The 22,455-nt window shown below is 70.0% G+C and carries 19 protein-coding genes; 8 read left to right on the top strand and 11 right to left on the bottom strand.

Features of this window, described 5'->3' with window-relative positions:
• Positions 1 to 7 precede the first annotated feature (7 nt).
• The 6 genes from MO1_RS00320 to MO1_RS00295 all read left to right on the top strand — a co-directional run bounded on the left by MO1_RS00320 (position 8) and on the right by MO1_RS00295 (position 6,966).
• Positions 8 to 1,789, top strand: coding sequence for an ABC transporter ATP-binding protein (locus tag MO1_RS00320; RefSeq protein ID WP_060914886.1), 1,782 nt, complete (start codon positions 8 to 10; stop codon positions 1,787 to 1,789).
• Positions 1,786 to 2,592, top strand: a complete 807-nt coding sequence (locus MO1_RS00315) for an energy-coupling factor transporter transmembrane component T family protein (RefSeq protein ID WP_060914885.1) — start codon at positions 1,786 to 1,788, stop codon at positions 2,590 to 2,592. The genes MO1_RS00320 and MO1_RS00315 overlap by 4 nt, the downstream gene beginning before the upstream one ends.
• 15 nt (positions 2,593 to 2,607) lie before the next feature.
• Positions 2,608 to 3,465 carry a siderophore-interacting protein gene (locus MO1_RS00310; RefSeq protein ID WP_060914884.1) on the top strand — a complete coding sequence of 286 codons (858 nt, stop codon included), beginning with the start codon at positions 2,608 to 2,610 and terminating at the stop codon, positions 3,463 to 3,465.
• 2 nt (positions 3,466 to 3,467) lie between these two features.
• Complete coding sequence (locus tag MO1_RS00305; protein WP_060914883.1) at positions 3,468 to 4,019, top strand: ECF transporter S component; 552 nt, start codon at positions 3,468 to 3,470, stop codon at positions 4,017 to 4,019.
• 138 nt (positions 4,020 to 4,157) lie between these two features.
• Positions 4,158 to 5,702: an APC family permease gene (locus MO1_RS00300; RefSeq protein WP_060914882.1), complete on the top strand. Its 1,545-nt coding sequence runs from the start codon at positions 4,158 to 4,160 to the stop codon at positions 5,700 to 5,702.
• Between the two features lie 19 nt (positions 5,703 to 5,721).
• Positions 5,722 to 6,966, top strand: a complete 1,245-nt coding sequence (locus MO1_RS00295) for a saccharopine dehydrogenase family protein (protein WP_060914881.1) — start codon at positions 5,722 to 5,724, stop codon at positions 6,964 to 6,966.
• Between the two features lie 20 nt (positions 6,967 to 6,986).
• On the opposite strand, the gene iolG is transcribed toward MO1_RS00295, so the two are convergent.
• From iolG to iolC, 7 genes are read right to left on the bottom strand one after another with little or no spacing between them, the layout of a single operon-like run.
• On the bottom strand, positions 6,987 to 7,997 hold the full coding sequence (iolG, locus tag MO1_RS00290) for an inositol 2-dehydrogenase (RefSeq protein WP_018187946.1): 1,011 nt from the start codon (positions 7,995 to 7,997) through the stop codon (positions 6,987 to 6,989).
• Between the two features lie 32 nt (positions 7,998 to 8,029).
• Positions 8,030 to 8,947: a sugar phosphate isomerase/epimerase family protein gene (locus MO1_RS00285; RefSeq protein WP_060914880.1), complete on the bottom strand. Its 918-nt coding sequence runs from the start codon at positions 8,945 to 8,947 to the stop codon at positions 8,030 to 8,032.
• Positions 8,944 to 10,869 carry a 3D-(3,5/4)-trihydroxycyclohexane-1,2-dione acylhydrolase (decyclizing) gene (iolD, locus tag MO1_RS00280; RefSeq protein WP_060914879.1) on the bottom strand — a complete coding sequence of 642 codons (1,926 nt, stop codon included), beginning with the start codon at positions 10,867 to 10,869 and terminating at the stop codon, positions 8,944 to 8,946. The genes MO1_RS00285 and iolD overlap by 4 nt, the downstream gene beginning before the upstream one ends.
• On the bottom strand, positions 10,869 to 11,792 hold the full coding sequence (gene iolB / locus MO1_RS00275) for a 5-deoxy-glucuronate isomerase (RefSeq protein WP_060914878.1): 924 nt from the start codon (positions 11,790 to 11,792) through the stop codon (positions 10,869 to 10,871). Before iolB ends, iolD begins: the two co-directional genes overlap by 1 nt.
• Positions 11,793 to 11,831: 39 nt before the next feature.
• A complete protein-coding gene (locus MO1_RS00270) occupies positions 11,832 to 13,373 on the bottom strand; it encodes a CoA-acylating methylmalonate-semialdehyde dehydrogenase (protein WP_036310946.1) in 1,542 nt (513 codons plus the stop codon).
• The gene (locus MO1_RS00265) at positions 13,370 to 14,287 is read right to left on the bottom strand and encodes a class I fructose-bisphosphate aldolase (protein ID WP_036310949.1); all 918 of its coding nucleotides are present in this window, start codon (positions 14,285 to 14,287) and stop codon (positions 13,370 to 13,372) included. Before MO1_RS00265 ends, MO1_RS00270 begins: the two co-directional genes overlap by 4 nt.
• Positions 14,284 to 15,246 carry a 5-dehydro-2-deoxygluconokinase gene (iolC, locus tag MO1_RS00260; RefSeq protein ID WP_036310950.1) on the bottom strand — a complete coding sequence of 321 codons (963 nt, stop codon included), beginning with the start codon at positions 15,244 to 15,246 and terminating at the stop codon, positions 14,284 to 14,286. The genes MO1_RS00265 and iolC overlap by 4 nt, the downstream gene beginning before the upstream one ends.
• A gap of 152 nt (positions 15,247 to 15,398) precedes the next feature.
• On the opposite strand from iolC, the gene MO1_RS00255 reads away from it, so the two are divergent.
• Positions 15,399 to 16,160 carry a GntR family transcriptional regulator gene (locus MO1_RS00255; protein WP_060914877.1) on the top strand — a complete coding sequence of 254 codons (762 nt, stop codon included), beginning with the start codon at positions 15,399 to 15,401 and terminating at the stop codon, positions 16,158 to 16,160.
• A gap of 93 nt (positions 16,161 to 16,253) precedes the next feature.
• Here MO1_RS00255 and MO1_RS00250 read toward each other — a convergent pair whose 3' ends face one another.
• Both MO1_RS00250 and MO1_RS00245 read right to left on the bottom strand, forming a co-directional pair.
• Positions 16,254 to 17,417 carry an acyl-CoA dehydrogenase family protein gene (locus MO1_RS00250; RefSeq protein WP_036310954.1) on the bottom strand — a complete coding sequence of 388 codons (1,164 nt, stop codon included), beginning with the start codon at positions 17,415 to 17,417 and terminating at the stop codon, positions 16,254 to 16,256.
• A gap of 116 nt (positions 17,418 to 17,533) precedes the next feature.
• Entirely contained in the window at positions 17,534 to 18,490 is a 957-nt protein-coding gene (locus MO1_RS00245) for a M15 family metallopeptidase (RefSeq protein ID WP_255209191.1), read from the bottom strand.
• A gap of 95 nt (positions 18,491 to 18,585) precedes the next feature.
• On the opposite strand from MO1_RS00245, the gene MO1_RS00240 reads away from it, so the two are divergent.
• A complete protein-coding gene (locus tag MO1_RS00240; protein WP_060914875.1) occupies positions 18,586 to 19,665 on the top strand; it encodes an Rv2578c family radical SAM protein in 1,080 nt (359 codons plus the stop codon).
• Between the two features lies 1 nt (position 19,666).
• Here MO1_RS00240 and MO1_RS00235 read toward each other — a convergent pair whose 3' ends face one another.
• Both MO1_RS00235 and MO1_RS00230 read right to left on the bottom strand, forming a co-directional pair.
• On the bottom strand, positions 19,667 to 20,092 hold the full coding sequence (locus MO1_RS00235; RefSeq protein WP_060914874.1) for a GNAT family acetyltransferase: 426 nt from the start codon (positions 20,090 to 20,092) through the stop codon (positions 19,667 to 19,669).
• A 22-nt stretch (positions 20,093 to 20,114) separates the two neighbouring features.
• Positions 20,115 to 22,292: a DEAD/DEAH box helicase gene (locus tag MO1_RS00230; RefSeq protein ID WP_060914873.1), complete on the bottom strand. Its 2,178-nt coding sequence runs from the start codon at positions 22,290 to 22,292 to the stop codon at positions 20,115 to 20,117.
• Positions 22,293 to 22,455: the final 163 nt, after the last annotated feature.

Genomic DNA, 22,455 nt, shown 5'->3' with positions numbered 1-22,455 from the left:
GACTCCCGTGACCTCTGCCGACCCCGGCGCGCCCGACGTCCCGCTCGCCCCGGGAACGCCGCCGGCGCTCCTCCGCGTCCGCGATGTCGCGATCGTGCACGAAGGCGCGCACACCGCGGTACCGGCATCCGTCTCGTTCGATGTCGCACCGGGTGAGGTCGTGCTCCTCCTCGGACCGAGCGGCTCGGGCAAGTCCACCCTTGCGCTCGCCATGAACGGACTGATTCCGCAGGCAGTGCCGGCCGAACTGACAGGCACGGTGTCGGTCGCGGGCCTCGACGCGACGACGACGCCCGTGGCCACGCTCGCTTCACACGTGGGCATGGTCTTCCAAGACCCGGACGCGCAGCTCATCACGGGCACCGTCCTCGACGACGTCGCCTTCGGCCCCGAGAACCTGCGGCTCCCGGTCGACGAGGTCCTCGCCCGCACCGAGGCAGCGCTCCGTCGGATGGGCCTCTGGGAGAGGCGCCACGAGAACCCCGACCGCCTGTCAGGTGGGGGCAAGCAGCGTCTCGCCATCGCGAGCGCCCTGGCGCTCGGCTCCGACCTGCTCGTCCTCGATGAACCGACCGCCAACCTCGATCCGGCCGGCATCGAGGATGTCTACGATGCTCTCGCCGCCGTCGTCGCGGACGGGCGATCGATCCTCCTCGTCGAGCACAACCTCGACGCCGCCGTCACGCTCACCGACCGGGTCGTGGTGCTCGACGCCGACGGTCGCACGATCGCCGACGGCACCGTCGACGACGTCCTCCGCGAACGCGCCGAGGAACTGCACGCGCTCGGCGTCTGGCTCCCCGTGTCGGCGACGGCAGCACTCGCGCTGCGCCGAGCGGGCTGGAACCTCCCCCGCCTTCCGCTGACCCCGACCGAACTGCGCGAGACGCTCGAGGCGACCGCCCCGCTCGTGCCCAGTGCAGGTTCAGCGGCGCCGGACGGCCCGGAACGGGCCACCGACCTGCGCCTGGACCTGCACTCGGCACGCCCGGTGATCGAGGTGCGGGGGCTCACCCTCCGCCGCGGCCGACGCGAGGTGCTCCACGACGTCGACCTCACGATCGCCGCGGGCGAGTTCGTCGCGGTCGTCGGGGCGAACGGGGCCGGAAAGACGAGCCTGCTGCAGGCGATCGCGGGGGTCATCCCGCCGCCGCGCGGCGCGGTGCGGGTGGCGGGGACGGATGCCGCGCGCATCCCGCTCCGCGATCTCTCGAGGCGTATCGGGTTCGTGTTCCAGAACCCCGAGCACCAGTTCATCGCGCACACGGTCTTCGATGAGCTGGCTCACGGCCTGCGCGGCCGGCACCTCGACGAGGAGGAGATCCGCGCGCAGACGATGGCGTTGCTGACGCGCTTCGGGCTCGAGGACAAAACCGACGTCCACCCGTTCCTGCTCTCGGGCGGGCAGAAGCGGCGCCTGTCGGTGGGGACCGCGCTCGTCGGGGGCGCCCCGATCCTCGCGCTCGACGAGCCGACCTTCGGGCAGGACCGCGCCCGCGCCGACGAGCTCCTGCGCCTGCTGCAGGGGCTCAACGACGGCGGCACCACCATCCTCGTCGTCACCCACGACATGCAGCTCGTCTCGGAGTATGCGACCCGCACGATCGTCGTCGACGACGGGCGGATCGTCGCCGACGCACCCACGCGGGACGTGTTCGCCGACGAGGCGCTGCTGCACCGATCCGGACTGCGGACGCCGCCGCTCGCCGCCGCGCTGCGCGGTGTGACGCGGCATCCGTCCCTCACCGGACTCACCCGCCTCGCCGACCTCGAGGCGGCGCTCGGATGACCGCGACGATCGACCCGTACGCGGTCGGGGCGCCCGCGCGCGGGTTCCTCGCACGACTGAGTCCGCTCGCCAAGCTCGCCGGGCCGCTCCCGGCGATGCTGCTGCTGATCTTCACGCGCGACCTCGCCACCCCGGCGGTCTTCCTCGGCCTGGCCTACGTTCTCGTGCTCGCGGGGGCGCGCCTGACCGGCCGTATCGCGCTGCTGCTGTTCGTCGCGGTGCCGGTCGGGGCGGCGGTCATCGGCTTCGCGCTGTCGCTGTGGGCCGACCCGTCGCGGGTCGACCGGTCGGTGCCGATCGTCACTCTCGGCGACTGGACGCTGTACCTCGGGGCGATCGAGATCGGGCTCGCGACGGGAATCCGCCTCGCCGCGATCCTCGCCCTCGGGTTCATCGCCGGGCTCACGACGACCGGCCCCGACCTCGTCCGCGCGCTCGTGCAGCAGCTGCGCGTGCCGTACCGCATCGGATACACCGCTCTCGCCGCGTTCCGCTTCGTGCCGCGCTTCGGGTACGAACTCGAGGTCATCCGGCAGGCGCATCGGGTGCGCGGCGCGCACGGCGGCCGCGGTCCGTTCGCGGCGGTCGCCCGGTGGTGGGGGTACATCGTGCCGCTGCTGGCGGGGGCGATCCGCCACGCCGAGCGCGTGGCGCTGGCGATGGACGCCCGCGCGTTCGGCGCCCACCCCGACCGCACCGAGCGGTACCTGCTGCTTTGGCGTCGGCGCGACACCGTCTTCACGGCACTGTTCTGGATCGCATCGACTGCGGTCCTCGTCGCCCTGTTCCCCTGGACCCTGTAAGAGAAGGAACCCGTCATGGCCCGCGCCAGCACCCTCGTGAAGCCCGAGGTGCAGGAACTCCTGCACCTCACCGTCGTCCGCACCGAGCGGATCGCCCCGCACTGGATGCGCGTCACCCTCGGCGGCGGCGAGATCGACCGGTTCACGTTCCGCGGCTACGACCAGTGGTTCCGACTGTTCCTGCCGATCGGGGGCGAGGAGGGTCTCGACCGGATCCCCGCCAAGGCGAACGGCCTGCTGGGCTATCTCCGTTTTCTGCGCATCCCCGAGGGGGTCCGCCCCGTCATGCGCAACTACACCGTGCGCGCCTATCGCGCGGCATCCACCGATCGAGGTGCCGAGATCGACGTCGACTTCGTCCTGCACGGACACGGGGATGCCGCGGGCCCGGCATCGGGATGGGCCGAGCGCGCGCAGCAGGGCGAGAGCGTCGTGATCATCGACGAGGGTCTCGGGTTCAACCCCGCCCGCGGGGTGGAGCGGGTCGTGCTCGTCGCCGATGAGACGGGGGCTCCGGCGGTCGCCGGCGTGTGCGCGTCGCTGCCGGCATCCGCCACGGGCGTCGCGCTCGTCGAGGCGCCGAGCGCCGAGGACACCCTCGCCTTCGAGGCCCCGGCCGGCGTCGACGTCCGCTGGCTCGTGCGCAACGCGGACGCCGTACCCGGCTCGCTCGCCCTCGCCGAGCTCGAGCGGCTCGCACCCACACCGGAAGCGCATCACTTCATCGTCGGCGAGCAGCACCTGCCGACCGCCGCGCGCCGCCACCTCGTGGCGCAGGGCGTCGACAAGGCCGCGATCAGCTTCATCGGGTACTGGCGCACCGACCGCACCGCCACCGGCGGTCGCGTCGCCACCGCACAGACGGGACACTGACCATGGGCAAGATCACCACCGCCTACCTGCTCACCTGCGCCGCGATCGGCGTCGCAGGTGGCATCGTGCTCGCCGTCGGCTGGTGGGTGTCGCTCGGCCTGTTCGCTACGGTGCCGTTCGCGAGCGTCGCGATCGCGGGTCTGTGGGTCATGCCGGCCGTCATCGCGCTCCGCCTGCTCAACCGGCCGTTCGCGGGACTGCTCGTCGGCGTCATCTCCGGCCTCGTCCTCACCCCGTTCTGGACGATCTCCGCCGTCGCGACGACCGTCTTCTGGTCGCTCTTCCCCGAGCTCCCCTTCCTGGTGACCCTCTACCGGCGCTGGTCGACCTGGCTCCACTACGCCGGCGGCGCGGCCATCGGCATCGCGTACCCGATCCTGGCGGCGCAGTCGTTCGACCTGTGGTCGATGACGCCGCCGCTCGTGGTGCTGTTCATCGCGCTCTGCACGGTGAGCTGCCTGGCGGGGACATGGGCGGGCATCCGTATCGCGGACCGGCTGCGGGCCGCCGGCGTGGCCCGGTTGGCGCGACGACGGGCGCCCCAGACCGCCTGAACGGATGCCGCGCGCCGACGCTCGTGCGCCCGGGATCGTCGGTGCTAGGGTGAGGCAACTTTCCCGCAGGGCCCCGGCTCCCGATGCCGCAGGCCGCACCCGATCGCGGGAGCGGCTCGCGTTTCTGAGGAGGCCCGCGTGACCACGACGCCCGTTCATCTGACCCGCCAGGACGGCAAGGGATTGGCCTCGGGGACCCTGGGTCTCTGGGGTTCCACCGTCATCGGGTTGGCCTCGACCGCCCCCGTGTACTCGCTCGTCGCCACGCTCGGCTACGTCGTCCTCGCCGTCGGCGGGCAGGCGCCGATCGCGTTCGTCATCGCGTTCATCCCGATGCTCCTGATCGCCTTCGCCTACCGCGAGCTCAACAACGCCGTCCCCGACTGCGGGACGGCGTTCACATGGGCGACGAAGGCCTTCGGACCGTGGGTCGGCTGGATGGGCGGCTGGGGGGTCGCGATCGCCGGGATGATCGTCCTCGCGAACCTCGCCCAGGTCGGCTCGATCTACTTCTGGGCGCTCCTTGGTAAGGAGTTCGCGGAGCCGAACGACTGGCGGATCGTTGTCGTGGCCGTCCTGTTCATCGCCGCGATGACCTGGATCTCCTGGCGCGGCGTCGAGATCGGCGAGCGCATCCAGAACATCCTGCTCGGCATCCAGTACCTCGCCCTCATCATCTTCGTCATCGCAGCCCTCACGCAGTTCTTCAGCGGCACGGCGCCCGGCGCGACGCCCTTCAGCTGGGAGTGGCTGAACCCGTTCGCGTTCGGCGACTGGGGCGGTTTCGTCGAAGCGATCTTGCTCGCGATCTTCATCTACTGGGGCTGGGACACCTGCCTCGCCCTGAACGAGGAGACGAAGGACCCCAAGCGCATCCCCGGCCTCGCTGCACTTCTCACCTGCGTGCTCCTGCTCGTCACCTACGTCTCGGTCACGATCGCCGCGATGATGTACGCGGGTCTCGGCGAAGACGGCGGCGGGCTCGGCAATGTGGACAACGCCGACGACTTCTTCCTCGGCATCCGCGACGGACTGCTGGGTCCCTGGGGCTGGCTGCTGGTGGTCGCCGTGCTGATCTCGGCGGTCTCGTCGACGCAGACGACGATCCTCCCGACCGCCCGCGGCACCCTCGCGATGGGCGTCTACCGGGCCCTGCCCGCCAAGTTCAAAGACGTCCACCCCGACTACCGGACGCCGTCATTTTCGACCCTCGTCATGGGAATCGTCGCGATCGTGTACTACGTCGTGATGACCTCGATCAGCGACGCCATCCTGCAGGACACGATCCTCTCGCTCGGCCTCGCCATCGCGTTCTACTACGCCCTCACCGGGTACGCCTGCCTCTGGTACTTCCGGGCGGACCTGTTCCGCTCGGCGCGCGACTTCTTCTTCAAGGGGTTCTTCCCGCTGGTCGGCGCGCTCATGCTGACGTACGCGTTCATCCAGTCGGCGATCGACATGCTGAGCCCCGACTACGGCTACTCCGGTGCGATCCTCGGCGTCGGCTCGACGTTCGTCGTCGGCATCGGCGCCCTCGCGCTGGGAGCGGTGCTCATGGTCGTGTGGTTCTTCTTCCCCCGGGCCAAGCGCTTCTTCCGCGGCGAGAGCCTCAACCGCGAAACCCCGGTCCTCGTCCCCGACGACACGAGCTCCCTCCCCCGTTCGATCGACGGCGGCATCTGACCGTCCGAAAGGAATCCGCATGCGCATCCTCATCATCGGCGCGGGCGGTGTCGGCAGTGCTGCCGCCCGCATTCTCCGCCGCCGCGACTTCTTCGACGCGGTCGTCATCGCGGACTATGACCCCGCCCGACCGCAGTCCCTCGTGGACGAGCTCGGCGACGAGCGGTTCGGCGCAGCGCACGTGGATGCCTCGAACGCCGAGTCCGTGGCATCCCTCATCCGCGAGCACTCCGCCACCCACGTGCTCAACGCGGTCGACCCGCGCTTCGTCATGCCGATCTTCGACGGCGCGTTCGCGGCCGGCGCGATGTACCTCGACATGGCCATGAGCCTGTCGGTGCGGCATCCGGAACGCCCCTATGAAGAAGTGGGCGTGAAGCTCGGTGACGACCAGTTCGCGAAGGAGCAGGAGTGGAAGGATGCCGGGCGCCTCGCGCTCGTCGGCATCGGCGTCGAACCCGGCCTCTCGGACGTCTTCGCGCGCTACGCGGAGGACGAGCTGTTCGACGAGATCGACGAGCTCGGCGTCCGCGACGGGGCGAACCTCGTGGTCGCCGGGTACGACTTCGCGCCCTCGTTCTCGATCTGGACGACGATCGAGGAGTGCCTCAACCCGCCCGTCATCTACGAGGAGGGGAAGGGCTGGTACGTGACCGAGCCTTTCAGCGAGCCCGAGGTGTTCGACTTCCCCGACGGTATCGGACCCGTCGAGTGCGTCAACGTCGAGCACGAGGAGGTGCTCCTGATGCCGCGGTGGACGAAGGCCAAGCGGGTCACCTTCAAGTACGGCCTCGGCGACGAGTTCATCGAGGTGCTGCGGGTCCTGAACAAGCTCGGGCTCGACAAGACCGACCCGCTGAGCGTGAAGGGCGTGCAGGTCTCGCCGCGCGACGTGGTTGCCGCCGCCCTCCCCGACCCGGCGACCCTCGGCGACAAGATGAGCGGCAAGACGTGCGCGGGCGTGTGGGTGACGGGCACCGGCAAGGACGGTCAGCCGCGCTCGACGTACCTGTACCACGTGGCCGACAACGAAGAGACGATGCGCGAGGACAACTCGCAGGCCGTCGTGTGGCAGACGGCCATCAACCCGGTCATCGCGCTCGAGCTGCTCGCCCGCGGCACGTGGTCGGGCACGGGCGTGCTCGGTCCCGAGGCGTTCGACGCGAAGCCGTTCCTCGACCTGCTCGCCGCCCCGAAGCCCGAGGGCTACGGCTCGCCGTGGGGCATGCGCGAGCAGCCGCATCCTGTGCCGTCCGAGGCCTGACGGCGCTCGAGGTCACGACGTCAGGTCAGGTCGACGGCGACGGACACGCCCTCGGTCGCGGAGCGCTGCGCGGCGTCGGCCAGCAGCAGGGCAGCGCGGCCGTCGTCGAACGTCGGGCTCGTCGAGGCTTCGCCGCGCACGAGCGCGATGAACTCCGCGAGTTCGGCCCGGTATGAGGGGGTGTAGCGGGTGACCATGGATGCCTCGAACGGCGCACCGGCAGCGACGCCGTTCGCGTTCGACAGGCTCACGAGGCTCGTGCCCTGGTTAGCGACGGTCAGGTCGCCCTCGCTGCCGTAGACCTCGATGCGCTGGTCGTAGCCGGTGGTGCTGTGGCGTGAGTTCACGATCGTGACGAGGGCGCCCGAGGCGGACTTGAGGATCGCGGTCGTGGTGTCGAAGTCGCCGTGCTCGCGGGCGCCGTCGTCGAACGTCGTCGTGCCGAAAGCGGTGACCTCGATGATGTCGGGCAGGAAGAAGCGCGCCATGTCGAAGTCGTGGATCGTCATGTCGCGGAAGATGCCGCCCGAGACGGCGACGTAGGACGCCGGCGGTGCCGACGGGTCGCGGCTGATGATCGTCAGCTGCTCGAGGCGGCCGATCTCGCCCGCGGCGACGCGGTCACGCGCCGTGCGGAAACCGGGGTCGAAGCGGCGGTTGAACCCGAGCGCGACGGGCACGCCGGCCGCGGCGACGACGGGACGGAGCGCCTCGACGCGGGCGATGTCGAGGTCGATCGGCTTCTCGCAGAGCACCGGGATGCCGGCCTCCACGGCCGCGCGGATGAGGTCGACGTGCGTGGGCGTCGGCGACGCGACCAGTACGGCGTCGACGTCGCCCGAGGCGAATACCTCGGCGGGATCGGTCGTGGTCTTGCCGCCGTACTGCGCGGCCAGGCGCTCGGCGCCGTCGATGAACGGGTCGGCGATCCACGCCAGCTCGGCGTCGGGCGACGCGGCGATGCTCGCTGCGTGCACCTGACCGATGCGTCCGGAGCCGAAGAGTCCGAAGCGGACGGGGGTGGCGGTCATGTCGTTCCTGTTCATGGAGGGAGGGAAAGTGGTCACACCCACGCGCGCAGGGCGTCGCGGTTGGTGAGCTGATCTGCGGAGCGGGCGGAGACGAAGGCGTCGAGGGCGACGTCTGGTCCGTTGAGCACATCCTGCTCGACGACGACCCAGCCCTCGTAGCCGCGGGCATCGAGGGCCGACATCACTGACGCGAGGTCGATGTCGCCCTGGCCGAAGGCGACGAACGATCCCCCGGACCAGACCTCCGGCATCCCGCCGCCCGCGGCGAGCACCCTGCGGAGGGCGGCGAGGTCGACGTCCTTGAGGTGCAGGTGGTTGATGCGGTCGCCCCAGCGTTCGACGGCGGCGAGCGGGTCGCCGCCCGCGATGAAGAGGTGGCCGGTGTCGAGCGTCAGGTCGACGTCGGTGTCGGCGACGAAACGGTCGATCTCGTCGGGCGACTCGACGAAGGTCCCCGCGTGGTGGTGGAACGTCGGCTCGAAGCCGGCGTCTCGAACGATGCGCGCGGCGCGGGCGACGTTGTCGGTGAGGCGGCCCCAGGCATCCGCGTCGAGGGCATCGACCTCGACGCCGCGGCCGGGGGCGGCGCGGCGGAGCGACGAGCCGTCGTCGGCGAGGGTCGGGAGCGGCAGAGGTCCGGCGCCGGCCTCGGCACCCGCCGAGAACTGCCGGAGCGCGGCGCGCAGGTCGGGGAGGGCCGCAGCGAAGGCCTCGTCATCCGAGAACGGCAGCTGCACCCAGCCGCCCGCGAGTCCCAGCCCGAACCGCTCGAGGCGGTCGCGGAGGACAGCGTTCTCGCCCAAGAAGCCGAGCGGGCCTAGGTCGATGCCGGCGTAGTCCGCCTCGGCGAGCGCCGCCATCATCGCGTCGGGCGAGATCGTCTCAGCGCCCTCGGGGGTCAGCTCGAACACGCCGAAGCTGACCGGTGCGCCGGCGACGACCGCCTTCATCGGGCACCTCCGCCGAGGAGCGGGCGCTGAGCGGCTCGTTCACCGATGTAGGCCTCGCGGGCCTGCTGCGTGGACTCGATGGTCGACACCTCCGGAACGGGCACGTCCCACCACCCGGCGTTGTCGGGCGCGTAGACGAGCGGATCGCTGTTGATGTGAATGAAGGTCGACCGATCGGATGCCTTCGCGGCGGCGACCGCGGCGGTCAGGTCGGCCGCGGCATCCGGTCCTTCCGCGATCTCGACCACGTCGAGGCCGTAGCTGCGGGCGTTCATCGCGAGGTCGACGGGGAGGACGTCGCCGCCCTGGAAGTTCTTGGCCGCGGGGTCGTAGGTGCGGTACTGCGTGCCGAAGCGCTGCGACCCGACCGTCTCGGAGAGGTGGCCGATCGAGGCGAAGCCGTGGTTCTGGATGAGGACCACGATGATCTTGATGCCCTCGGCGACCGCCGTCACGAGCTCGCTGTTGAGCATGAGGTACGACCCGTCGCCCACCATCACGATGACGTCGCGGTCGTCGCCCGCGGCTTCGAGGCCGCGCTTGGCACCGAGCCCGCCGGCGATCTCATAGCCCATGCACGAGAACGCGTACTCGACGTGGTACCCGAGCGAGTCCCGCACGCGCCACAGCTTGTGGAGGTCGCCAGGCAGCGATCCGGCCGCCTGCACGATGACGTCGCGGGGGTCGGTGGCGGCGTGGACGGCGTGGATGATCTCGGGCTGACCCGGGCGGTCGGCGCCCGACCGCGCGAAGGCGCCGTCGACGATCTCGTCCCACTCGCCCTTCTGCCGCGCGATCTGCTCGGCGTGGTCGGCCGTGACGCGGAAGCCCTCGAGCTCCCGAGCCAGCGCGACGAGAGCCTCACGGGCATCGGCGATGACCGGCAGTTCCGACCCGTGCTTGTAGGCGTCGAAGGCGGCGACGTTGATGTTGACGAAGACGACGTTCGGGTTCTGGAACGCGGTACGCGAGGCGGTCGTGAAGTCGCTGTACCGGGTCCCGATCCCGATGACGACGTCGGCCTCGGCCGCGAGTCGGTTGGCCGCGAGCGAGCCGGTCGCACCGACGCCGCCGAGGTACTGCGGGTGGTCCCAGGCAAGGGATCCGCCGCCCGCCTGCGTCGTGCCGACGGGGATGCCGGTGGCCTCGACGAACGCACGGAGCTGCTCCTCGGCCTCGGAGTAGATGACGCCGCCGCCCGCGACGATGAACGGCGTCTTCGCGGAACGGATCGCCACGACGGCGCGCTCGAGGGGTCCGCGCTCGGGAAGCGGCCGGCGGATGTGCCACTCGCGGTCCTGCAGGAACTCGATCGGAACGTCGAGCGCCTCGGCCTGCACGTCCTCAGGGAGGGCGATCGTCACGGCACCGGTCTCGGCGGGGTCGGTGAGCACCCGCATCGCGGCGAGCGCGATCGAGTACAGCTGCTCGGGCCGCTGCACGCGGTCGAAGAACTTCGAGAGCGGGCGGAACGCGTCGTTGACGGTGAGCCCGATGTCCCACGGCTGCTCGAGCTGCTGCAGCACGGGGTCGGCGACGCGGGTCGCGAACGTGTCGCTCGGCAGCAACAGCGCGGGCAGGCGGTTGGTCGTGGCGAGGGCCGCTCCCGTGAGCATGTTGGCCGCGCCGGGACCGACGGAAGCCGCGGCCGCGTACGTGCCGCGGCGGCGGTGCATCCGCGCGTAGCCGACGGCCTGGTGCACCATCGCCTGCTCGTTGCGCGCCTGGTGGTACGGCATGAGATCGGGGTCGTGGACGTTCAGCTGCGTCAGCGCCTGACCGATGCCGGCGACGTTGCCGTGACCGAAGATGCCGAAGACGCCGGGGATCGTGCGCTCGCGCACGTCGCCGTCGACCGTCCACTGGTGGGCCAGGAACTCGATGAGCGCCTGGCTGACCGTCATCCGCTTCGTCTCTGCCATCAGGATCGGCCTTCCTCGGTCGGGTACGGGAGTCGCGGATCGACGTCCTGCTCCGTCCAGGTGTCACGGACCCACGCGTGCGCGGGGTCGTCGCTGATGAGCCATGCCCGGTCGGGGTCGGGCCCGGCCATGACGTTCAGGTAGTAGAGGTCGTAGCCCGGAGCCGCGACGGCGGGGCCGTGGTAGCCGTAGGGCACCAGGGCGATGTCGCCGGTCCGGACCAGCGCGGCGATGTCGATCTCACCGGCGGGCGACGAGTAGGTGCTGAACATCCCGAAGGCGGTCTCAGCGGATGCCGCGGACCCCGCCACCGGCGCGGACTCGAAGTAGTAGATCTCCTCGAGGCGCGACTCGTGCCCCGGAACGTGCTCGTCGTGCTTGTGCGGCGGGTACGACGACCAGTTGTCGGCGGGGGTGATCACTTCGCAGACGATGAGTCGGTCGGCATCCAGCGCTTGCGGCGTCCCGAAGTTGTGCACCTGGCGGCTCGACGATCCCGCCCCGCGGAGCTCGACCGGAGTTTCTGCGGCGGCGATGTAGCGCCACGGGTGACGGACGGATGCCGGGGCCTCCGCAACAGCCACGCGGCCACGACCCGTGAGCGTCGCGGTCCGCCCGAGCGGCAGGTAGAGCACGTCGGTCGGGCCGTCGAACACCGACCGACGGCCGTGCAGGGTCGTCCACTCGCGGTCGGCGCCGTGTGCGTGGTCGGCATCGACGTGGACGACCTCGAACGATCCCGCGAGCGGCACGATGATGCGCTCGACATCGGTCTCTGCGAGTTCCACCGCGTCGCCCTCGGCGAGGTCGGCGACACGGATGCCGGTGTGCTGCCAGCCGGGCGTTTCCCGACCGACGACGCCCTCCCAGCCGTCGCGGGACAGGTCGCCGCGGCGATGGAACCAGGTGTTCTCGATGCTCATCTTCGCGCTCTCGGAATGCCGCCGCCCGGCGGCGTGCGATCAGTTGTTCTGGGGGAAGCCGAGGTTGATGCCACCGTGGCCACCGAGGTCACGCGTGGCGGGGTCGAGCCACCGGCTGGTGATGGCCTTCTCTCGGGTGAAGAAATCGAACCCCTGGACACCGTAAGCCTTCGCGTCGCCGAAGAGGGACTTCTTCCAGCCACCGAACGAGTGGTACGCGACGGGCACGGGGATCGGCACGTTGATGCCGATCATGCCGACCTGCACCTCGTGCTGGAACCGGCGGGCGGCGCCGCCGTCGTTGGTGAAGATCGCGGTTCCGTTGCCGAACTCGCCCGAGTTGATGAGGGCCAGACCCTCGTCGTAACTCTCGACGCGGATGACCGACAGGACAGGTCCGAAGATCTCCTCCGTGTAGGCGCGCGACGTGGTCGGGACGTTGTCGAGCAGGGTCGGCCCGAAGAAGAAACCGTCCTCGTGACCGTCGACCGTGAAGCCGCGGCCGTCGACGACGACTGTCGCCCCGTCGGCCTCGGCGATGTCGACGTACGACGACACCTTGTCGCGGTGGACGTCGGTGATCAGCGGGCCCATGTCGGGCTCGACGCCGTCCTGGCCCGCGCCGTTACCGATGGTGAGCTTCGCGATGCGCTCGGTGACCTTCGCGATCAGTTCGTCTGCGACGGGCTCGACGGCCAGCACGACGCTAATCGCCATGCACCGCTCCCCCGCCGCGCCGAAGCCGGCGTTGACGGCCTGGTCGGCGACGAGGTCGAGGTCGGCGTCGGGGAGCACGAGCATGTGGTTCTTGGCACCGCCGAGCGCCTGTACCCGCTTGCCGTTGCGGGATGCCGTCTCGTAGATGTACTGCGCGATCGGGGTCGAGCCGACGAACGAGATCGACTGGACGACGGGGCTGTGGAGCAGGCCGTCGACGGCGAGCTTGTCGCCCTGCAGCACGGTGAAGACGCCGGCGGGAAGGCCCGCCTCGTGCCACAGCTCAGCGAGCCAGAGCGCCGCCGAGGGGTCCTTCTCGCTGGGCTTGAGGACGACGGAGTTGCCCGCGGCGATGGCGATCGGCGCGAACCACAGCGGCACCATGACGGGGAAGTTGAACGGCGAGATGACGCCGACGACCCCGAGCGGCTGCTTGATCGAGAAGACGTCGACACCCGTCGAGGCGTTCTCGGAGAACGCGCCCTTGATCAGGTGCGGGAAGCCGGTCGCGAGCTCGACGACCTCCTGGCCGCGGAGAATCTCGCCCATCGCGTCGGAGACGACCTTGCCGTGCTCACTCGTGATGATCTCGGCGAGCTCGCCCTTGCGTGCGTTCAGCAGCTCACGGAACGCGAACATCACCGTCTGACGCTTCGCGATCGAGAACGCCGACCAGGTGCGGAAGCCCTCCTCAGCGGCGGCGATCGCGGCGTCGATCTCCGCCTGGTCGGCGAGGGCGACCTCGGCCTGCACGGCGCCGGTCGCGGGGTTGTAGACGGAAGCCGTCCGTCCGCTCGTGGACGCGCGGTGCGCGCCGCCGATCCAGTGGCCGATGACACGGTTCTGGGTGGAGGAGGTGCTCATGACTGTTCCTTCGTGAGGAGGGAGGAGTGGACGAGGCCCGCGGCGATGTCGACCGCCGCCGCCGTGTCGCCGTCAGGCGGGTAGAGAAGGGTGCGGCCGACGGTGAGACCGCGGACGCCGGGCAGCGAGAGGGCGTCCTGCCACGAGGCGAACGTCTCGTCGGGGTCGTCTCCCGAGTCGCCGCCGAGGAGCAGGGTCGGCAGGGTCGTCGCCGCCATGACCCGCTCCATGTCGGGGACGACGGGCAGCTTCATCCAGGTGTAGGCACTCGATCCGCCGAGGCCCGCAGCGATCGCGACCGAGAGGACGACGGCATCCGTCGACAGGTCGTTGACGATGCGGCCGTCGCGCCACGAGCTCATGAACGGCTCGAGCATGATCGGGATGCCGGCCCCCGCTGCCGCCGTCACGGCACGCGACGTCGCCTCGAGGGTGGCTGCGGTCGCCGGGTCGTCGAGGTTGATGCGGACGAGGGCCTTCGCGAAGTCGAGGTTCGCGGAGATCATCGACGGCACGTCGTACGCCCCGTAGCGGTCGTCCATCTCGAAGGAGGATCCTCGGAGCCCACCGCGGTTCATCGACCCGACGACGATCTTGCCGTCGAGGAGGCCGAGGGCGGCGAGGTCGTCGACGATATCGGGCGTTCCGAGCACGCCGTCGACACCGGGACGGCTGAGGGCGATGGCGAGGCGCTCGATCAGTTCGTAGCGGTCGGCCATGGCCGTGGCATCCGACCCCACCGCGAGAGCGCCTCGTGCCGGGTGATCCGCGGCGACGATGAACAGCCGCCCGTCTCCGCTGTCGAGGTGACGGCGGGTGCGGGTCGCGACGGCGTGGCGGATCGACTCGGGGTCGAAGGCGCGCAGCTCCCGGAGCCGCGCGAACGCGGCCTGGCTGATGACTCGGTCGCTCATGCCGCGCTCCCCGCGCTCAGGATCGCCTCGACCTCGTCGGCCGTCGGCATCGCCGTCGAACATTCCAGCCGCGAGGCCACGATGGCGCCCGCCACGTTGGCGAAGCGCAGGATCCGCTCCAGGTTCCAGCCGCTGAGCAAGCCGTGGCAGAGAGCCCCGCCGAACGCGTCGCCCGCGCCGAGCCCATTGACGACGTCGACGAAGTGCGGCGGCGCGACGACGGTCTCGTCACGCGTCTTCGCGAGGACCCCGTCGGGACCCTGCTTCACGATCGCGAGCTCGAGGCCGCGTTCGAGGAGCGCATCCGCGGCGCGCATCGGGTCGGCCTCACCGACCGCGACCTCGCACTCCTCGCGGTTGCCGACGGCGACCGTGACGTGCTCGAGCGCGGCGGAGACCTGGGCGCTCGCCTCGGCCGGATCGGGCCAGAACATGGGCCGGTAGTCGAGGTCGAGGATCGTGTGCCGCGCCCGACCGCGACGCTGCAGGGCATCGAAGTGCGTGGCACGGCTCGGCTCCTGACTGAGGCCGGTCACCGTGAGCCAGAAGATCTCGGCATCCTTCAGCACCTCGTCGGGCAGCTGGTCGGGCGTGACCTCGAGGTCGGGCGCCTTCGGCTCCCGATAGAAGTAGAGCGGGAAATCGTCGGGCGGGAAGATCTCGCAGAGCGTGAGCGGAGTCTTGTAGGTGCTGTCGACGGCGACGAGGCCGGGGTTCACCGACAGCCGGTCGAGCTCGGCTCGGAGGTATCGACCGAAAGGGTCGTCTCCCACGCGGGAGACAAGCGAGACATCATGTCCGTAGCGGGCGGCGGCAACGGCGACGTTGGCGGCGCTGCCGCCGAGGAACTTGCCGAAGCTCGAGACCTCTTCGAGGCCGACGCCGGTCTGGAGCGGGTAGATGTCGACGCCGAGTCGTCCGATCGAGAGGACCTCCGGGGCGGTTGCGCGAGAGGTCATCCGGCGGTCGTGTCTCGTGGCGCGAACATGTCCTAACAATAACACAATCACCAATCCTGAGACCAGAGCGGATGTGCCGTTAGCCTGGCACGTGATGTTGTCGGTACATATGCCGGCGGCACCCGTCATCCATCTGAAGGAGCGTGAGGGCTGTGGTCGACGCCGACACCTACTGGCCCGCGGAACTCTTCGCTGACCTCGATCGAACCGGCCCGGTGCCCCTGTACTTCCAGGTCTCCAGCAGGCTCGAAGCCGCGATCCACTCCGGCGCCATCCCCGCCGGCGGACGCCTCGAGAACGAGATCGCGATCGGTCAGCGTCTGGGGCTGTCGCGGCCGACGATCCGTCGCGCGATCCAGGAGCTCGTCGACAAAGGGCTGCTCGTGCGTCGGCGGGGTATCGGGACCCAGGTCGTCCAGGGCCAGGTCACCCGCGCCGTCGAACTGACGAGCCTCTACGAAGACCTCAAGAACTCCTCGCACGTCCCCGCGACGCGCGTCCTCGGCCACGAGGTCATCCCCGCCACCGAGGTCGTCGCGCGGAGCCTCGGCCTCAACCCGGGAGACGACGTCGTCTTCGTGCGGCGTCAGCGGAGCACCGACGGCGTGCCCGTCGCCGTGCTCGAGAACTACCTGCCGCCGGAGTTCGCCGACATCACGCGCGAGCAGCTCGAGGAGCACGGCCTGTACGAGATCATGCGCGCGCGGGGCGTCACCATCCGCGTCGCGAAGCAGAAGATCGGCGCCCGGAGCGCCCGCGGCGACGAGGGTGAACTGCTCGACATCGACTCGAACGGCCCGGTCCTCACGATGGAGCGCGTCGCGTTCGACGACTCCGGACGCGCGTGCGAGTACGGCCACCACTGCTACCGCCCCGACCTCTACAGCTTCGAGACGACCCTCGTCGCCAAGTAGTCGCGGGCCGAGTCGCGCCTGACGCGCCGAGGTCCCGATCGAGCCGGGTAACCACGCAGGTTTTCCGGCCCGATCGGGACCTCGGTCGTCAGGTCAGCGCTTGCCGGCGATCTGGCGCGACACGATGTCGCGCATGATCTCGTTCGTGCCGCCGTAGATGCGGTGGACGCGGGCGTCGAGGAAGGCACGGGCGATCGGGTACTCCATGATGTAGCCGTACCCGCCGTGGAGCTGGACGCAGGCGTCGAGCACCTCCCACTCGCGCTCGGTCGCCCAGAACTTGACCTGTGCGGCATCCTCTGCCGAGAGCTTGCTCTCGCCGTAGAGGGCGATCGCCCGGTCGATGTAGGCCCACATGACGTCGACCGTCGTGACGAGGTCGGCCATCGTGAAGCGCGTGTTCTGGAAGTCGATGATCCGCTGACCGAAGGCCTCGCGGTCCTTCGTGTAGGCGATCGTCCACTCGACGCCGGCCTGTGCGGCTGCGGCGCCCGCGACGCCGATCGAGAGGCGCTCGAGCGGCAGGTTCATCATCAGCTGGATGAAGCCCTTGCCCTCCTCGCCGCCGATGAGGTTCGCGTCGGGAACGAAGACGTCGGTGAAGCTGAGCTCGGCGGTGTCGTGCCCCTGGAAGCCCATCTTGTGCAGCTTCTTGCCGTGGTCGAACCCGGCCATGTCGGCTTCGAGCAGCAGCAGCGAGAAGGCGTCGGGCCGGTTGCCCTCGCCCGTCTTCACGAAGACGACGAAGATGTCCGCGGTCGTCCCCGACGAGATGAATGTCTTCGCGCCGTTGACGATGTAGCCGCCGTCGGTCTTCTTCGCCGTGGTCGAGATGCCGCGGAGGTCGGATCCCGCGCCGGGCTCGGTCATGGCCAGCGCGCCGAGGACCTCACCGGTCGCCATGCGGGGCAGCCAGGTCTGCTTCTGCTCCTGGGTGCCCATGTGCACGAGGTACGGGACGGCGAGGTCGTCCTGGATGCCGAAGGCGCCGGCGAGCGAGCCGGCCCCCGCCCGGATGATCTCCTCGTTGACCACCGTGCGGAAGCGATAGTCCTGCAGCATGCCCGCGCCGCCGAACTCCTCGGGGACGCTCAGGCCGATGACGCCGGCCTCGCCCGCCGCGAGCATCGTCGCGCGGTCGATCTCACCCGCGGCATCCCACTGTTCGCGCTTCTCGTTCGTGACGTAGCGCTTGATGAACTCTTTGACGACGTCGCGGAACGCTTCGTGGTCCTCGTCGTAGATGTTCCGCTCCATGCGCGGACCCCCTTCGTGTCGGCGCGACACTGCGCTCGTGGGCGGCGTCGCCAGCCACCACTGTACGCGCCCCGTGGGATTGAATGCCAGGGTGAGCGCGACTGAGTTCCGTCTCGTCAGTGGTAGTCGGGAGCGGGCTCTAGGCCGAAGAACTCCTCGAGCGTGTGGAAGCCACCCTCGGCGTACGCAGCCGCGAGCTCCTGACCGACGAAGCGCAAGTGCCACGGCTCCGCGGAGTACCCGGTGGTATCGGTGTGACCCTCTTCGTAGCGGACGATGAAGCCGTACCGCCACGAGTTCGCGGCGATCCACTCCGACTGCGGGGTGCCGCCGAAACCGTCGTGGTCGCCGCATCCGGAATCGCACGCGACGACGTCCACGGCGAGACCCGTCTGGTGTTCGCTGTGTCCGGGGCGGGCGCTGCGGAGGTCGGCGGCAACCTTGCCTCGATTGGCGACGTGGCGATTGTAGGTCTCGACTTGGAAATCGTAGGGGCGGAAGCCGCTGCTCACACCGATCTTGCCGGCCCCCGCGGCGACGAGGTCAGCCGACAACTCGTCGAGGGCGGCAGCGGTCTCCGCGAGCAGCGAGCCGCCCGAGACGATCCGGACGTCCTGCGGTCGCGCCTGCGGTGACGGCCAGTGGTCGATGGGACTGAGCGGATGCCGCTTGTTCGCGACGACCCAGAGGCGGCCGGCCTCGTGCAGGTCGATGCACGGTGCCGTGCCGTCGGCGACCGCACGGCGGAACGGTTCGCCGCCCCCGAAGGCGGTGATCACGTCGGCGTCGGAACCCTCGGCGAGCGCCGAGACCACGGCATCCGTCTCGCAGATCGGCGGGGTCGCTTCTGCGGGGTCGGCGGCAGGCGGGGAGGACACGGCAACGGGTGACGACGCGGCCGGAACGGGATCGGATGCCGGGTCTGCGACGGCGTCGTCAGGTGCGATCGCCCGGGTGACGACCACGACGAGCGTGACGATCAGGGCCGTGGTGAGCGTCAGGAGCAGGAGCGCTCGGCGCTGACGGCGCCTGCGGAGCACCTGCCGCCGGGCGGCGCTCCTCGTCTCAGACACCTGCCCAGTCTCGCAGTGGACCCCTCGCGTTCCCGGTGTTCGATCATCCCGCGTGTATCGTTGACAGTCTTTCGAAGCTGTGTTCGACTATAGAGATGCGTTGGCAGGGTCAGAACATCTCGGCGGTCGACGAGGCCGCCCTGCCCGGCCTCGAGTCCATGGGTGGACTCGTTCGCTCGGTCACGACGCCGGAGTTCGCGGGGATGACCTTCCACGAAGTCGTCGCGAAGTCCGCGCTCAATCACGTGCCGAGCGGATCGGCGATGCCGTTCTCCTGGTCGGTGAACCCATACCGGGGGTGCCAACATGCATGCGCCTACTGCTTCGCTCGCAACACGCACACCTACCTCGACCTCGACGCCGGCGCAGACTTCGATTCGCAGATCGTCGTGAAGGTGAATGTCGCGGAAGTCCTCGCGCGCGAGCTCGCCAAGCCGTCGTGGCGTCACGAGCCGGTCGCCCTCGGCACGAACACCGATCCGTACCAGCGCGCAGAGGGCCGCTACACGCTGATGCCGGGGATCATCGACGCGTTGACGGCGAGCGGCACGCCGTTCTCGATACTGACGAAGGGAACGTTGCTGCGCCGCGACCTGCCGCAATTGACGGATGCCGCGACTCGCGTCCCGATTCACATCGCCATGTCGATCGCCATTCCGCACGAGCCGTTGCGGCAGCTCCTCGAACCGGGGGCACCATCGTTCCAGGCGCGCCTCGACACGGTGAAGGCGGCGACGGATGCCGGGTTCTCGACCACGGTCTTCCTGATGCCGATCGTGCCTCACCTGACCGACGGGATCGACGTCCTCGACGACGCGATCGCACGGATCGCCGCATCCGGAGCCCGTCGGGTCGTGTTCGGCGCGTTGCACCTGCGGCCCGGCGCCAAGGAGTGGTTCTGGGCGTGGCTCGAGCGGGAGTGTCCCGACCTCGTGCCCGCCTATCGGGGCCTCTACCCGGGCTCGTCGGTCTCGGCGCCCACAGGCTACCGCTCGTGGCTGTCGGCGCGTGTGCGTCCGATCCTCCAGCGCCACGGTCTGCACGGGCGCCTCGAGGAGGAGGACATGCCGCCCCGAGCGGGCCTCGGAGCCGTGCGGACCACCGGCGCAGTGCGGACCACGGGGCCCGTCATGAAGAAGGCGACCCGGGAACAGGCATCCGCGATGCTCTTCTGACTCAGTCGTCGGGTATCAGGCGCTTGCCGAGGACGGACGTCGCGTCACGCGCGTAGCCGATGGCACCGTAGAAGTCGGTGACCGCGTCGTTGCCCTCACGGACCATCAGCATGACCTTCGGACAGCCAAGTGCTTCGAGTCGCTGCTCGGCTTCGGCGACTAGCATCCGCCCGATGCCTTCGCCGCGGCGATCGGGATCGCTCGCGAGGTAGTACAACCACCCGCGGTGTCCGTCGTAGCCGGCCATGACGGACCCGACGACACGAGCGCCGTCGGCCGCGACCAGCAGGAGGTCGGACCAGACGGCGCGGGCACGCGCGATGTCGCGGTGCGGGTCGTTCCAGGGACGCGTCAGCCCGACCGCGTGCCACAGCGACACGACCGACTCGACGTCGGGATCACCGAGGGGGCGGATGACGATCGGCATCCGCCCACCCTAGTGAGAACGCTCAGGCGTCGACGTTCGCGGCCTGACGACCCGTGATCTCCTCGAGCACGTCGTCGCCGGCGCGAGCCTCGTCAAACGGCGCGTCGATCTCGGCGCGCTCGAGCATCTCGGTCATGCGCCGACGACGCTGACGCGTGATCAGCGTGACGACCGTGCCCGTGCGGCCCGCGCGACCGGTACGGCCGGAGCGGTGCGTGTACGTCTTGTACTCGTCGGGCGCGTCGGCCTGGACGACCAGGTCGATGTCGTCGACGTGGATGCCGCGAGCCGCCACATCCGTCGCGACGAGCACGTTGACCTTGCCGTCGGTCAGACGCTGCAGGTTGCGGGTGCGCTTGGCCTGGTTGAGGTCGCCGTGGAGGGCGACGGCGGCGATCCCGGCATCCTCGAACTGCTCGACGAGCATCTCGGAGTACGCGCGGGTCCGCGTGAAGACGAGCGTCTTGCCGTCGCGGTCGACGAGCGAGGTGAGGATCTCGGCCTTGTCCCGGTGGTCGATGACGAGCACGCGGTGATCGATCGTGCTGGTCTCCTGCGTCTCACCGGCGACCTCGTACACGGCCGGGTTCACGAGGAACTCGTCGACGAGAGCGGCGACCTCGCGGTCGAGCGTGGCGGAGAAGAGCAGCTTCTGCGCGTCGTCCTGCACGAGGCGGAGGATGCGCTGCATCGGCTCGAGGAAGCCCAGCTCGCTCATGTGGTCGGCCTCGTCGAGGACCACGATGCCGACCTCGGACAGGTCGAGCTTGCCCTGCTTCTCGAGGTCTTCGATGCGGCCCGGGGTACCGATGATGATGTCGACACCCTTCTTGAGCGCACCGACCTGGCGGCCCTGCGGGACGCCACCGTAGATCTGTGTCGTGAACAGGCCCACGCTCTGCGCGAGCTCCTGCACGGTGCGGTCGATCTGCAGCGCGAGCTCACGCGTCGGCGCGAGGATCAGAGCCTGCGGCGAACGGCCCCAAGCGCGGCGCTTGCCGGCCTGACCTCGGAGCACGCGCTCGACCAGCGGAGCGCCGAAGGCGATCGTCTTGCCCGAGCCGGTGCGGCCGCGGGCGAGGACGTCGCGGCCCTCGAGAATCGGACCGACGGTCGCAGCCTGAATCGGGAAGGGGGCCTTGGCGCCCAGCCCCTCGAGGGTGCGGACGAGGTTCTGGCCGAGGCCGAGGTCGCTGAACGATGCCTGCTCGACGGATGCGGCATCCACCGCTTCAGCCTGGAGACGCTCGTGCACGACGTCGACGTGGTCCTGGTGGGCCTTCGACTTCTCGTCAGCCTTCCAATCTCCACGGTTCGGACGGTCGTCACGGCGGGGACGGTCGTCGCGACGGGGACGGTCGTCGAACGAACGAGCGGGGCGCTCGGAACGGTCGAAACGGGGACGCTCGGTCCGGTCGTCGCGACGGGGGCGATCGTCGAACGAACGAGCGGGGCGCTCGGTCCGGTCGAAACGGGGACGGTCGGCGCCACCGGCACGGTCGAAGCGCGGACGCTCGGTGCGGTCATCGCGACGCGGACGGTCGTCGAACGAACGAGCGGGCCGCTCGTTGCGGTCGAAACGCGGACGCTCAGTCCGGTCGTCCCGGCGGGGACGGTCGTTGAACGAACGCGCAGGACGCTCGTTGCGGTCGAAACGAGGACGCTCCGCGCCGCCGGCACGGTCGTAGCGGGGACGCTCGCCACCGGCGGGACGGTCATCCCGACGAGGACGGTCATCGAACGAACGAGCGGGACGCTCGCTGCGGTCGAAGCGCGGACGCTCGGCGCCACCCGCACGGTCGAAACGCGGACGCTCGGTGCGGTCATCCCGACGAGGACGGTCATCGAACGAACGAGCGGGACGCTCGCTGCGGTCGAAACGAGGACGCTCCGCGCCACCCGCACGGTCGAAGCGCGGACGCTCGCCACCGGCGGGACGGTCACCACGGTCGCTGCGGGCGTGAGAGCGGATGCCGCGCGCCTCGGCGCGGCCGGCGCGGTCCTGCTCGGTCCAGCGGCCCTTCGTGGCGCCACCTTCCTCTGCGGCGCGGTACCCGCGGTGCTTGGGGCTCGAGCTGCCGGCGGTACCGGCGGAGGCCTGACCGGGGCGACGCTTCGCGTCCTGGTAGGAGGTCTTCTTGCCGAAGCGGGGCTCGAAGTTCTGAGCGCGGCCGCCGGCCGGCTTCTTGTTCTTGGGCATGCGTGTGCTTTCTGAGTTCTCGCACGAGAACAGCGCCGTGCGCGTACGCACGGTGAAACCCGGACTTCCGTCGGCCGGGGGCCATTCCAGTTACTGGTTGCGACACCGCGGATCGGGCGTCGCGATCGGCCCCGAGGACTACACAGGATGCCCGCGCACAGCG

It is taken from the genome of Microbacterium oleivorans NBRC 103075 (genome assembly GCF_001552475.1).
GTDB lineage: Bacteria > Actinomycetota > Actinomycetes > Actinomycetales > Microbacteriaceae > Microbacterium > Microbacterium oleivorans.
This window is presented reverse-complemented; position numbering and strand designations above follow the sequence as displayed.

Bases quoted from the DNA above. Each gene is read 5' to 3' on its own strand.
- MO1_RS00315 (WP_060914885.1), top strand. From the start codon at position 1,786: ATGACCGCGACGATCGACCCGTACGCGGTCGGGGCGCCCGCGCGCGGG.
- MO1_RS00310 (WP_060914884.1), top strand. From the start codon at position 2,608: ATGGCCCGCGCCAGCACCCTCGTGAAGCCCGAGGTGCAGGAACTCCTG.
- MO1_RS00305 (WP_060914883.1), top strand. From the start codon at position 3,468: ATGGGCAAGATCACCACCGCCTACCTGCTCACCTGCGCCGCGATCGGC.
- MO1_RS00295 (WP_060914881.1), top strand. From the start codon at position 5,722: ATGCGCATCCTCATCATCGGCGCGGGCGGTGTCGGCAGTGCTGCCGCC.
- iolG (WP_018187946.1), bottom strand. From the start codon at position 7,997: ATGACCGCCACCCCCGTCCGCTTCGGACTCTTCGGCTCCGGACGCATC.
- MO1_RS00285 (WP_060914880.1), bottom strand. From the start codon at position 8,947: ATGAAGGCGGTCGTCGCCGGCGCACCGGTCAGCTTCGGCGTGTTCGAG.
- iolD (WP_060914879.1), bottom strand. From the start codon at position 10,869: ATGGCAGAGACGAAGCGGATGACGGTCAGCCAGGCGCTCATCGAGTTC.
- iolB (WP_060914878.1), bottom strand. From the start codon at position 11,792: ATGAGCATCGAGAACACCTGGTTCCATCGCCGCGGCGACCTGTCCCGC.
- MO1_RS00270 (WP_036310946.1), bottom strand. From the start codon at position 13,373: ATGAGCACCTCCTCCACCCAGAACCGTGTCATCGGCCACTGGATCGGC.
- MO1_RS00265 (WP_036310949.1), bottom strand. From the start codon at position 14,287: ATGAGCGACCGAGTCATCAGCCAGGCCGCGTTCGCGCGGCTCCGGGAG.
- iolC (WP_036310950.1), bottom strand. From the start codon at position 15,246: ATGACCTCTCGCGCAACCGCCCCGGAGGTCCTCTCGATCGGACGACTC.
- MO1_RS00250 (WP_036310954.1), bottom strand. From the start codon at position 17,417: ATGGAGCGGAACATCTACGACGAGGACCACGAAGCGTTCCGCGACGTC.
- MO1_RS00240 (WP_060914875.1), top strand. From the start codon at position 18,586: ATGCGTTGGCAGGGTCAGAACATCTCGGCGGTCGACGAGGCCGCCCTG.
- MO1_RS00235 (WP_060914874.1), bottom strand. From the start codon at position 20,092: ATGCCGATCGTCATCCGCCCCCTCGGTGATCCCGACGTCGAGTCGGTC.
- MO1_RS00230 (WP_060914873.1), bottom strand. From the start codon at position 22,292: ATGCCCAAGAACAAGAAGCCGGCCGGCGGCCGCGCTCAGAACTTCGAG.